Below are 13,407 nucleotides of genomic sequence, written 5' to 3'. Positions count from 1 at the left end.
TTGACATATTGATTTTTGTTCGATAATATAGTAAGTATAGAAGGTAACCTATAGCTATATATATTTATAGTTTTAGGCTATTTCTTATATTTAAACAATATATGTCAAATATATATTATATTGGAGGAATCTATTTATGTTTAAATCTAAAGGACGACATGTTCGTCAATCGCAAGTGGAGAAATTCACACGTTACAGTATTCGTAAGGTCAGTTTTGGTGCAGCTAGTGTGGCTGTAGCTACTGGATTGTTTTTCCTTGGTGGAGGAAGCGTTCAAGCGGCAGAACCAGTAATTAATTCAGAACCTACAGAAGTTCAAAATTCTCAAAATCTAAACGATAAGTCCTCGGAGCCCTCTAAGGAAGTTACTGGACAAGCATCTGCTACCGATAAAGCAACCGATGGACAAAAAACTAATTCTGTTAAAGACTCTGTTACTGACACACAAGCAAGTGCAGTTGAAACTCCAAATGTAGTGCCAGAAAAAGTTTCTATTAATACAGCATCGTTAGATGATTTAGTTGCTAAAGTTGAAAGCAGACTGAGTCAATTAACTGAAGACAAGAAAACAAAATCAGTCATTGATGATGCTAAAAACTTACTTAATAAAGCAAAAGAACTTCTAAACGATGATAAAAAAACACAGGCTAAAGTAGATGCACTTGCTACACAACTTTCAAGTAACCTTAGCATTTTAAACAGTATCAAATCAGACACAACGGAAGAAGAAAAAGTAAACAAAAACCAAGATCCACGAAATGGAAAAGAGATTCCAGGTAAAGGGGAAAGTGGGTTTAGAGAAGCAACAACTGCAAATCCAATTATTCCTGCTAAAGAGGGTCCAACAAATAATAATAAATTAGGATCAGGAAATAACCCAGCTGATGGTGTATTTGAAAGTGCAAAAGATCAATTTGGAGATATTGATTTCAGTAATGCTACTGAAAAAAGTACAAAAGTAGAAAAACAATGGTCAAAAAGTATTTTATCTGATAAGACAGGTAAAGCAACTACACAACTATTAACAGGTGGGATTACATACAACTGGAAAGAAAAAGAGATTTCTAATGAAATTAATGGTTGGAAAATTACAGATGCAAATGGAAATGCAGGAAAAGTAACTGCTGTTAAACCAGAAGCACCAGTTGCAGATGCAGGACGTGAAGCGGAGTATCAAGGGAAGCCAAGCAAGGTTTATGATAATCAAGGAACTATTAAAAGGAACTATAATAATCCTGATAATCCAACAGCAACAAATCCGCTTGGAGTTCATGCTGCAAATCAAAACTATGGAAATGGTGTAAACTATTCAGGAAATGTTGGAACACATAATTTACCTAAAGGATATTACTTAGAATTAGGTGAAAAAGGTACTAAGCTTTCTAAAGAATATGCAGTTAATGGAAACTCTAGATTAATGTTAAGTACAATTACTGGTGGTGCATACGGAAATATGGGTACTGCTGGAACAGGTGAACGAATAAAAATCACAATGTACGATGCAGTAACTGGAGAAAAAATTTCTAGTATTAGAGATGACCATACTATCGGTGAAAAATATGAAGCAGAGCATATCTCAGCACCTTCAGGGGATGGAGGAAATGGTGATGGTTGGACTGAATACCGTGCCATTTATGAAGTTCCTCAATCTACTACAAGAGTACGTGTAGAAATTGAAGCACTAGATGATGGAACAGCAATTAACAATAGTTATTTAGCTGGTACTAATAGCAAAGTTAAAGATGGTTATTTTGTTGGAGCTGTTAACTTAGCTGTTGGTTCAGGAACTGAAATGACTACGAACGTTAAAACCAATGGTAAAGAAGGCAGATTCGGAGAAGACAATCTTTATAAATCAAAACAAAAAGGTGAACTAGAATTTACGGTTAATAGTGTTGGTGGAATTCGTCACTATGGTAGTGCGGAAACTGAAATAGAAGTTCCTGAAGGGGTAGTTTTACCTGAAAACATTACAAATCCTACAGGAAATGTTTGGTTTGGAAATGTTCCAGTTTCAGCCAAAAATATCATTTGGGATCCTCAAACAAGAAAATTAAAACTTCGATATAACACTTCGAAATTTAATAATGGAGAAGGACCTTATATAGGAGTAGGATCTAATGATGGTTCACGTCTATTTAGATTACCATTTACAACAACGGATAATTACAGAGGGACTGCTACATTTAAAGTAAGAACTTACTTACCAAATGGTTTAAGGGATGGAAAAGACAATCAACTTTTAAATACTGGTGATGTTTCAAATGCTGATGGAAAATATCATCCAGTAGTTAATGGTTTAAGAAATACAGACCAACCTGATTATTACTACAATAAAACGATTTATATCGATACAAAAAGACCAGATACACCAACAGTAGAAGCAGTACATACAGACAGTATTCGTGGTGAGAAAAAAGATGAAAATCAAGTAAAAGAGTTACTTGTCTCTGTTCCAACTAAAAATACAGATTTAACAAATGAAGCACGTGAGAAAAAAGATGTTGCTGAAAACGATAAAAATAATGGCATTGATAGAGCTCACACTGCTGGTGCAGAAACAGTAGATAAAGCAGTAGATAAAATTGGTGCAGCTATTGGTGGCTTAACTTCGATGAAAGTTACATTGCCAAACAACCAAACTCCAATTACTTTAAACAAAAAAGAAGATGGTTGGTATATTGGTACTACAAAAGTTGAAGAACGTGATGGTAAATTAGTTGTTCCAGTTCCAGCAGGTACAGATTTAACGGAAGCGAATGAGACAACAAATCCTGACAAACGTATCAAAGTTACTGTGCTTGATAAAGCAGGTAACGAATCAGATCCAGCTTATGCTAATGTTCTAAACGAAGCTCCAACAGTAGCAGTTGAGAAAAAAGATTTATATGTTTATAAAACCAAAGAAGCTGATAAATGGAACAATGAGAAAGTTCTAGAAAAAGCGAAACCATCAGCAACTGACTTAGAAGATGATCGTGATGGAGTTGATTCTACTAAACCAACAATAGCAGTAAGTGATGCAGATAATCTAGATACAACTAAAGTTGGAGATTACACTGTAAAAGTTCAATCAACTGATAGTGAAGGCAAGCAATCAACAGAAACAAATGTTACCGTCCATGTCTTAGACCTAATTAAAGTTGATCCTACAGTAACTACTGACCCAACAAATCCAAGTACAAAAGCGCCAGTATCTCCAAAAACAGCAGATACACCTGTAAAAGAAGGAGATGAAAATCTTGGTAAATATCCAGCAGGAGTTACTCGTGAGGACTTAGTTAAAGAAGTTACACGTACAATTAAGTATTTGAAAGAAGAAGATGCAAACAAAGATAATGCTACTCCTTTATATGCTGAAAAGGTGCAAAAAGTAACTTACAAACGTACAGCAACAGTTAATCCTGAAACAAAAGAAGTAACTTACTCTGATTGGGAAGTTTACAATGAAGCGGATAAACTAACTGATGCTAAAGCAGATGGTACTAATGGTAAGTATAACTCAGTTGAATCTCCAGTTATTAATAATTATTTATTAGTGGATAATGCGGATAAACTTGTTCCAGAAAAAGATGCTCCTAAGCCAGCACAAAATGGAACAGCAACTTCTGAAGTGAAGAAAGTTCTTTATAAGGAGATTGGTTCATTTGTACCAAACTATCCAGAAGGTAAGAAACCGAATGGTGCTCAAGCTAAAATTCCTTATCCAAATAACCCGAATGATCCAACAGTTCCAGGAGATTTTAGCACTGTAACAATTCCATATGTTCCAGGCTATACTCCAGTATATAATGGACAAGAATTGACACCGAAAAATCCTAATGATCCAACTCAAGGTTATAAAGTGCCAGATGGATTTACACCAACGGATAAATTCGGAGAATCACCAATTACGTATACACCTTCTACTCAAACAGCTAAAGTTGTCATTGAGAAGAAAGTTGATGGAGCTGCAAATGAAGTGGTTTCTAGTGTTGAGTTAACTGGTAAATCTGGTTCAGAATTACCAGCAAATACAGATATTGACAACAAAATCAAAGAACTTAAGAACCAAGGTTATGAAGTAGAAAGTGATGACTATAATACTCAGGATAATCATCACCCAATTTTTGATGACAAGGAAGATATCAATGCACAAGATGGTACACCAGCACCTTCTCAAACATTCAAAATTGTGGTTAAACCTAGAATCATTGAAGTGCCTTCATCAACACCACATGAAAAAGATAGTCCAGTAGATCCAAATGGTGAAAATCCAGATCTTAAATGGCCTGAGGGATTGGCTGAATCTGACTTGAATACAACAGCTAAACGTGTGATTTCATATGTGAAGAAAGATTCAGATACAGCAGCTGAAGAAAAAGCTAAGGATGATACTGTTCAAACGGTGTCATTCACAAGAAAAGCAACCGTTAATCTTGTCACAAAAGAAGTAAGCTATACTGATTGGGAAAGTCCAAATAAAACATGGGATAAAGTTGGAGTAGATGTTCTACCAGGATATATTGCTGATAAAAAAGAAATTCCAGCTAAAGAAGCAGCAACCCCTGAAAAAGATACAAAAGTAATCCCTGATGAAACGGATAAAGTTACTTATACGAAGATTGGAAGCTGGATTCCTGTTGATCCAACCACTGGTAAGGATGGAGAACCAATTCCATTCCCTAACGATCCAAATGATCCAACCAAGACTGGTGAAATTACACAAATTATTCCTCATAAAGATGGATATACTCCAAAAGATGGCAATGGAACACCATTAGAACCGGTAAATCCTGCAAATCCAGCACAAGGTTATAAACCACCAAAAATTACGGATCCAAAAGCAAATATCAAGATTACCTATGACAAAGATGATCAAAAAGCAAAAGTTAAATTCGTTTCTGTAGATCCAAAAACTCAAACAGAAACTGAATTAACCGACCATGCATTGACTTTAACTGGTAAATCAGGTGAAACCATTTCTGAAAGTGATGTACAAACTCATATCGATGTGTTGAAATCTATGGGATATGACATTGTCGACAATCCATTTGATAAAGACCCAGTATTTGATACGAAGAAAGATACTGATGACAACATCACTCAAGAGTTTACCATTAAAGTTCAACCACGTGTATCAACTGCGAAAACTGTATATGTAGTAGAAGGTGATAAGCCGTCTGCAGAAAAAGTAGGAGGAGCAGTTACACCTGGTAAGGACGGTAAAGTCACGAATCCTGATATCAGCACTATTTCTACTGATGGTAAAGCAGGTCAGGAAATTAAAGTTCCAGTAACGGTTACTTATGGTGCAAATCAATTTAAACGGGATGAACCAGTTGAAGTGACTGTTAAAGTTCTTCCAAAACCAGCACCAAAAGGCGTGACAGTCTTAAATGGTACATCAAATGAGAAATTAATCGATGCGATTCGCGAAAATGTTAATAAAGCAATTTCTGGACTAACAAATGTTCCTGAAGGGGTAACTCCATTTGTAACAGATGATGCGATTGTTACTCCTAAAACAGGTCAAAATGGACAACAAACTCCAGTTACTGTTACGGTTAAATATAGAGATAAGGCTACTGGACAAATCATCGATGATATTTCTGTGAATGTAGAGGTTCCAGTAAATGTAGTTGGTTCAACTCCAACCTCAAAAGTTGTATTTGAAGGAGATGAATTGACTGCTAAGGATATAACTGATGCGGTCACTCCAGGGGAAAATGGAACAAAAGGTGATCCTAAAGATTTAGCTACAGATATTACAGCTAAATCAGGTGTGAAAGAAGTAACTGTTCCAGTAACTTATACAGATCAAAATGGAGAAACTTTAACAGAACCAGTAAAAGTTAAAGTAACAGTTTTACCAAAACCAACACCAAAAGGTATTATTGTTGCTAAAGATAGCGATAAGGAAAAAGCAAAAGAAAAAGCTCTCGCCAAAGCTAAAGAAGCTATTGCAGACGGTACTTTTAAAGGGAAACTTCCAGAAAATGTTACCAATGTAAGTATTGACGAAAATGTAGACAATCCAGATTTATCAGATGATACGGATGTAAATGTTACTGTCAAGTACACTGTTGGTGGAGAAGAAAAAACAACGGTGGTTAAAGTTCCTGTTACTGTTGTTGAGGGAGTTCCACAAATTGTTCCAGTGGATGAAAATAATAAACAACCAAATCCAGAAAACAGTATCGACAAAACTGAATATCCGGATGGTTCAACATTTGAATATGATCCGAAAACACCAATTGATACAACAACACCTGGTGATTATACAGTCAATGTCATTGTAAAAGATAAAGATGGGAATCCTATTGCAGAAGTTCCTGCAACTGTACGTGTGGTAGAAAGCTATCCACAATTTGTGCCAGTAGATAAGGAGAAAAAACAACCAAGTGTTGAAGGAAGTATTGACCCTAAAGCATTCCCTAAAGATACAGAGTTTACTTATGAAGCCCCAGTAGATACAACAACACCAGGCGAAAAAGATGTTGTGGTTGTAGCAAAAGTTGGAGATAAGGTCATTGCAAAAGTTCCTGCAAAAGTAATGGTTGTAGAACCGAAGACTCAATATGTTCCAGTTGATAAATCAAACAAACAACCAGATGCATCTAAGAGTATTGATCCTGAACAATATCCAGATAAAATTACATTTGGATATAAGACTCCAGTGGACACAGCAACACCAGGCGAAAAAGACGTAGTCGTTGTTGCAAAAGATGGAGATGACACACTTGTTGAAGTTCCAGCTAAGGTTAAAGTAGTGGAAGGTAAAGAACAATTAATTCCTGTAAATCCAACTGAAAAACCACAAGCCAGAGATAGTATTACTCCAAGTGATTATCCAGAAGGTTCAACATTTGAATATAAAATTCCGGATGGACAAACAGAACCATTTGATGCAACAACTGTTGGAGATAAACCAGTAACGGTTGTTGTGAAAGATAAAAATGGAAATGTGTTAGTTGAAGTTCCGGCAACGATTAAGGTGGTAGAAGCTAAACCAACACCAATTGAAACGCCAGTAACGAATACACCTTTAACAAAAGAGGATATTGCTAAATATGTTAAAGTGCCAGAAGGTGGTAAGGTCACAAATGTAGAAAACATTCCAGACTTAACAACACCAGGTCAGAAAAATCCGGTTAAAGTTACTGTTACTTTACCAAATGGAAAAACAACGACAGTGGATGTACCTGTTAATGTAACGCCAGTTAAGGAAATTGAAACGCCAGTTACGAATACTCCGTTAACCCCAGAGGACTACACCAAAGGAATTAAAATTCCAGAAGGTGGTAAGGTCACAAATGTTGAAAACATTCCAGACTTAACAACCCCAGGTAAGAAAGCTCCAGTTAAAGTAACGGTTGAATTACCAAATGGAAAAGTGATTACTGTAGATGTTCCAGTTAATGTCACTCCAGTAAATGGAATTGAAACCCCAGTTACGAATACTCCATTAACCCCAGAGGATTATACAAAAGGAATCAAGATACCAGAAGGTGGTAAGGTAACGAACGTTGAAAACATTCCAGACTTAACAACTCCGGGTAAGAAAGCTCCAGTTAAAGTAACGGTTGAATTACCAAATGGAAAAGTGATTACTGTAGATGTTCCAGTTAATGTCACTCCAGTAAATGGAATTGAAACACCTGTCACAGATACTCCATTAACAAAAGAAGATATTGGAAAACACGTGAAGGTTCCAGAAGGTGGTAAAATTGTTGAAGTAGGTAAAATTCCAGAAGTAAATACTCCTGGGGATAAAGGTACAGTCAAAGTTAAAATTGAACTTCCTAATGGTAAACAAATAGAAGTAGAGATTCCTGTCAAGGTAACGCCTATCAAAGATATTATTAAGAAACTTGGTGATCCAATTACAAATGAGGATGTTGAAAAACATATTCAGATTCCAGAAGGTGGTAAGATTATCAGTATTGGAGATAAACCGTCTACAGATATTCCAGGAGAAAGACCAAGTGTTCCAGTGGTGATTGAACTACCAGGTGGTAAACGTGTAACTATCAAAGTTCCTGTAATTGTAATTCCAAAAACAACTCCGATTGTTGTTGAAGTTGGAATACCGATTACTGAAGATGATGTGAAGAAACATGTAGACCTTCCTGAAGGATGGAAGGTTACAAAAGTGGGAGAAATTCCAAAAACAAATACACCTGGTGACAAACCATCTATAACAGTAGAATTAGAGTTGCCAGACGGACGTAAAGTGACAGTGGATGTTCCTGTGAAAGTTACTCCTAAATCTAATCATGGGGATAGTCAAGGTAATAATGGTAGTTCAACTACTCATATCGTAACACGTTACCAAGATGGTGATGGTAAAGAAATTTCCCCAGAAGAAAATGGAAGCCATGGACCTAAGACTTTAGAAGGTTATGAATACACTGGCACTAAGACAGATAAAAATGGCAATGTGATTCATACCTATAAGAAAGTAGTTACTCCAACTCGTTCTGAGCAACCTGTTTCGCCAGTTCGTCCTACAGATCCAGAAAAACCAGTAGCTACTCCAACTCAGGTTAGTCGAACAGAATCAAATCAGGCAGTTAGTGAAACAGCCGTAGCCAATGACAAGAAGGAATTACCAAATACTGGTACAGAAGATAAGAGTAATTTAGCTAGTCTTGGACTTCTTGGAATGTTGGGTACATTCGGACTTGTAGCTCGTAAGAAAAAAGAAGACTAAGAAAGAAACTTCCTTTCTAAAGTTCGATAAAAAAATAGACTGAGGTGAAAACTTCAGTCTATTTCTTTTGGCTATGAAAATATCCTCTGGCAAGAACCAGAGGATAAGAGTATTATTTCATTGTTGGGAAGAGCAATACATCACGGATAGTGGTTGTATCAGTGAGGAGCATGCAGAGACGGTCGATACCGATTCCCAAACCACCTGTTGGTGGCATACCGTATTCAAGGGCCTCAATGTAGTCGTAGTCGATGCCTGTCGCTTCATCGTCACCAAGTTCTTTTGCTTTTGCTTGAGCTTCAAAACGACTAAGTTGGTCGATTGGGTCGTTGAGCTCAGTAAAGGCATTTCCATACTCTTTGGTCATGATGAAGAGTTCGAAACGGTCAGTAAAGCGTTCATCTTCAGGATTCTTCTTAGCTAGTGGAGATACAGCTACTGGATGTCCATAGACAAAGGTTGGTTGGATCAAGGTTTCTTCAACAAACTCTTCAAAGAAGGCATTGATAATGTGGCCAACTTCAGTGTAGTGTTTCTCAACAGGAACTTTCTTCTCAGCAGCAATAGCTTTGGCTTCCTCGAAAGTCATGTCTTGCCAGAAATCGACACCAGTAATTTCTTTGATAGCATCCACCATGTGAACACGCTTAAATGGTTCATTGATTTTGATTTCAGTGCCTTGGTAGTTAACTGGGCCATCGCCCTTAACTGATTTAGCAGCATGTTGGATAATACCTTCAGTCAAGTCCATGATGTCTTGGAAGTCTGCATAAGCTTGGTAAACTTCGATAGAAGTAAATTCAGGGTTATGAGTGGCATCCATTCCCTCGTTACGGAAGATACGGCCGATTTCATAGACGCGTTCCATACCACCGACGATAAGGCGTTTCAAGTGAAGCTCAGTCGCGATACGAAGCACCATGTCAATGTTTTGGGCATTGTGGTGGGTGATAAATGGACGGGCTGCCGCACCACCAGCTTCGTTGTGAAGAACAGGTGTTTCCACTTCAAGGAAACCTTTTTGGTCAAGGTAACGACGGATTTCAGAGATGATTTTTGAACGAGTGACAAAGCGCTCAAAGCTTTCACGGTTAGAAATCAAGTCAAGGTAACGTTTACGGTAAATTGTTTCAACGTCTGTCAAACCGTGGAATTTCTCAGGAAGTGGGCGAAGTGCTTTAGACAAATGAGTGATGTGAGTAGCTTTGATAGAGAGTTCTCCCATATCTGTACGCATCACTTCACCTTCGACACCAAGGAAGTCACCAAGGTCTGCTTTTTTGAAGATTTCGTAGTTTTCTTCACCGACAGCATCTTTACGAACGTAGATTTGGATTTGACCCTCGCGATCTTGAAGGTGGGCAAAACCAACTTTACCTTTACCACGTTTAGTTACCAAGCGTCCTGCGATAGTAGCTGTTTCGTTTTTATCATGTAATTGTTCTTTATCGAGGTCAGCATATTTATCTTTTAATTCTTGAGAGTTAGCAGTACGTTCAAAACGTTTTCCAAAGGGATCGATTCCTTGTTCACGGAGCGCAGCCATTTTTTCACGGCGAACGATCTGCTGGTCATTTAGTTCTTCCATATGTTCTGTTGACATGGGATCCTCCTAGTTTTACTCAAAATTGAATACGATGAGTCATTTTTTGCGATACTCCCATTTTATCATAAATAGCCAAGAAATTCACGGATAATCTTTAAAAACTAAAAAGAACTTGACGCTAAAATCAAGTTCTGTTATTGATAGGAGGTATCATTCCACGTATCAAGAGTGAATGTTTCAAAATCATGGGTTTCTAGGATGGTCAGGCTAGCATTTGCTAGACCACCATCTTTACGAAGAAGAGGTTCTTTATAACCTAAAAGAGTACGGAGACTGGCAGTAAGATTAGCACCGTGACCGACAATTAGAATATGCTCAGCCGGACTATCTTTGAGTGATTTGATAAATTGGATGGTCCGTTGGGTTGTGCTATAGAGTGATTCAGCTCCGAACATTTTAGTATCAAACTTGGCAAGATTCGTACGGAAAGCTTTGATTTGTTGCGGGTAAATAGCTTCTAAGGTTGCGATTTTCAATCCTTCTAATTTCCCCAGCTGCCATTCACGGAGAACAGGAACACTTTCTAAAGGACAGGGAGACTTGAGTTGACTTTGGATAATTTCAGCAGATTTGACCGCTCGAGGTAAATCACTTGAATAAATTTGATCGAAAGGAACATCCTTGAGATACTGACCGAGTTTTTTGAGGGTATCAATAGATTCAGGAAGAAGGGGAGAATCGCCACTAGCACCTTGAAAGCGTCCTTCCTGATTCCAGACCGTACGGCCGTGGCGAACAAAGTAGAGTTTCATTACTTGCTGTCCTCCAAGATATCTGCAAAGTCAGCTTTTACAAAGCTAGCCAAGTCTTGTGGTGCGACGATAATGCTGTGACCAACTTCTCCAGCAGAGACAATCATTTGATCCAAGTCTAGAGCGATCTTATCGATAAAAATGGGGTAATTGTGTTTCTGACGAATTCCGACAGGATTATTGGCTCCATGAATGTAACCAGTTGTTTTTTCCAAATCCTTTTGGGGAATCATGCTCACTTTTTTATTGCCAGAAATTTTAGCTAGTTTCTTTTCAGACAAGTGTTGAGTGATAGGGACAATTCCGATAATCGGTCCTGTTTTATCTCCCAAAAGAGCCAAGGTTTTGAAAATCTGATCTCGTTCATAATCTTGAGGAAGTTCTCCTTCAAGGGCATTGATTTGAATCCCTTGATGTGGGATACCTGCTTTAGACAGGATTTGTTCCACCAATGTTTTTTTGATTTTTACTTTTTTTGCCATTATTTATATTTATCCTCCAATTGACTCATCCAAATACCAAGCCAGATTCCCAGAGCAAAGAAGAAGGCGATGATGACATACCCAACAAGAGAAATACCAGTGTATTGGATACTTTCAGCGTTTCCTGCATTCGGAATCAAGATCAAAAGAGTACTTGATAGGACGATACCGATGATGAAATGATAGACGCGTGAGTGATAGTTGTTTAAGGCATAATCCATCAATTTTGAAAAAATGATGAGAGTTGCACCTGCCCCGATTCCAATCGGGAAGAAGGTTCCCAAGAGGTCAAAGGTTTTAAAACCAGTCAACATAGGAGCATAGAGCCCCAAAATCAAAAGGAGATTTGATGGACTGAGGCCAGGAACTAATACGCCAAGAGCCAGCAGTGCACCAGCTAGGACGAAATTAAGAAAGCTGGCACTTAAGGTTCCAACAACAAAATTTAAGGCATAGAGACCTAGTCCAGAAATGATAAAGGTTGCCCAGAACCAAGCTAAATCAATCTTGTCTCGGTCAGATTCTCGAGTTGATTCTTTGAGAAGGCTAGGAACTGTACCAATGATGGCACCTGCAAAGCTCCATAAGACAAAGACCTGATAATTTTCAAGCAGGTATTCAATCGGGTAGGAAAATAAGCCGATTCCCAGAAGCATACCGATGGCAACTGGAATAAAGTACAAAACATTTTCTTTAAAGTCTTTAAAGGGATGGGCCAGAAAGCCAATCATTCGTTCATAAATTCCTAAGATTGCTGCTAGAACCCCTCCGGAAATTCCCGGTAGAATAAATCCAAGAGCAATGACAATCCCTTTAATAACACGTGCTAACCATGAGAGCATATTTTTCCTCCAACTATTTCTATTTCAAAAAATCCTTACTATATTGTATCACAATCAAACACAAAAATAAAAAGCAAATGATAAACAAATGCTTTTAAGGTTTTAAAAAGAGTTTTCTAAAGGTTTCTTCTTTGTTCTTTAAGGCAGAGATAACGTTGATATCCAAATCGTGGTCAAAGCCAGCAATTTTTCCTTTAGACGTGTACTGGTGAATGTCGTAATCTAAATCAGTTTTAGGAGTAGCTTCGTAAAATCCTGAGTCAGAACCATAGGAAGGAATCCAAACAGACGTAAACTTATCTGTATCAATACTGTGCTCTTCCATGAAGTAGACCCCAACGTAGATTCCGATATTTTTAGCACCCAGTGATTCAAGCTTTGCTCGGAAGGCTTCAACACCATCGTTCATATTAGACATGGTTTTTTCTTCCACGTCTAGCCAATAGTAACTTGGACTGTATGGAGAAGAGGCGTTATAGAATACCTCAGCAGCTTTTTCCATCTCCTGGACATTTTTTCCGGCTACATAGGCATAGACAGCAACTGGGACATTTCGTTTTTGAAACTCAGTGATATGGGTTTTAAAGGCCTTATCAACACCATTAACATAGGAAGCATCGTTCTCTTTGGACGTTTGAGCACCACTATGGACGCGAACAATAGCTCCAGAAATGTTTTGGGACAGAGTATCGTAATTGATTTCCTCAGGACGCTGCCAACCAGAAACATCAATTACCGGTTTATCTATATTGTGTAGCGCTTGCGTTTCTACTTGCGCGATATTTGACTTTGTTTTTACAGGATGGTCCTCAAAACGAGGGCGATTCAGGATTAAAATGAAAATCATAATCCCAAAAAAACCAAACAAAATAAGCGGATTTATTTTCTTTCTCATATCTCATAATTTTACCTTAAAAATGAGAAAAAATCAAAAAAAATACTCAAAAAATGGGTTAATAAAGGACTTTAGAGCATTTTTTCATTCAAGGGCGCGGAATGATTTGAAATATGGTATAATAAAAGGGAATTT

At 37.7% G+C, this 13,407-nt stretch carries 6 protein-coding genes; 1 reads left to right on the top strand and 5 read right to left on the bottom strand.

Going from position 1 to position 13,407, the window contains the following annotated elements; all coding sequences use genetic code 11:
* The first annotated feature begins 136 nt into the window (after positions 1-136).
* Positions 137-8,695, top strand: coding sequence for a Rib/alpha-like domain-containing protein (locus O3664_RS04655; protein ID WP_371613688.1), 8,559 nt, complete (start codon positions 137-139; stop codon positions 8,693-8,695).
* 112 nt (positions 8,696-8,807) lie between these two features.
* Here the strand turns inward: O3664_RS04655 and lysS are convergent, their stop codons facing one another.
* The 5 genes from lysS to O3664_RS04630 all read right to left on the bottom strand — a co-directional run bounded on the left by lysS (position 8,808) and on the right by O3664_RS04630 (position 13,272).
* Complete coding sequence (gene lysS, locus O3664_RS04650) at positions 8,808-10,298, bottom strand: lysine--tRNA ligase (protein ID WP_020902752.1); 1,491 nt, start codon at positions 10,296-10,298, stop codon at positions 8,808-8,810.
* 137 nt (positions 10,299-10,435) lie between these two features.
* Entirely contained in the window at positions 10,436-11,053 is a 618-nt protein-coding gene (locus O3664_RS04645) for a histidine phosphatase family protein (RefSeq protein WP_371613687.1), read from the bottom strand.
* Positions 11,053-11,535: an aminoacyl-tRNA deacylase gene (locus O3664_RS04640; RefSeq protein ID WP_049500383.1), complete on the bottom strand. Its 483-nt coding sequence runs from the start codon at positions 11,533-11,535 to the stop codon at positions 11,053-11,055. The genes O3664_RS04645 and O3664_RS04640 overlap by 1 nt, the downstream gene beginning before the upstream one ends.
* Positions 11,535-12,377 (bottom strand): DUF368 domain-containing protein, encoded by an 843-nt coding sequence (locus O3664_RS04635; protein ID WP_004256605.1) that lies wholly within the window; start codon positions 12,375-12,377, stop codon positions 11,535-11,537. The genes O3664_RS04640 and O3664_RS04635 overlap by 1 nt, the downstream gene beginning before the upstream one ends.
* Before the next feature lie 94 nt (positions 12,378-12,471).
* Entirely contained in the window at positions 12,472-13,272 is an 801-nt protein-coding gene (locus tag O3664_RS04630; RefSeq protein WP_023946949.1) for a glycoside hydrolase family 25 protein, read from the bottom strand.
* Between the last annotated feature and the right edge of the window lie 135 nt (positions 13,273-13,407).

It is taken from the genome of Streptococcus sp. 27098_8_109, from assembly GCF_041432295.1.
Taxonomy (GTDB): Bacteria; Bacillota; Bacilli; order Lactobacillales; family Streptococcaceae; genus Streptococcus.
This window is presented reverse-complemented; position numbering and strand designations above follow the sequence as displayed.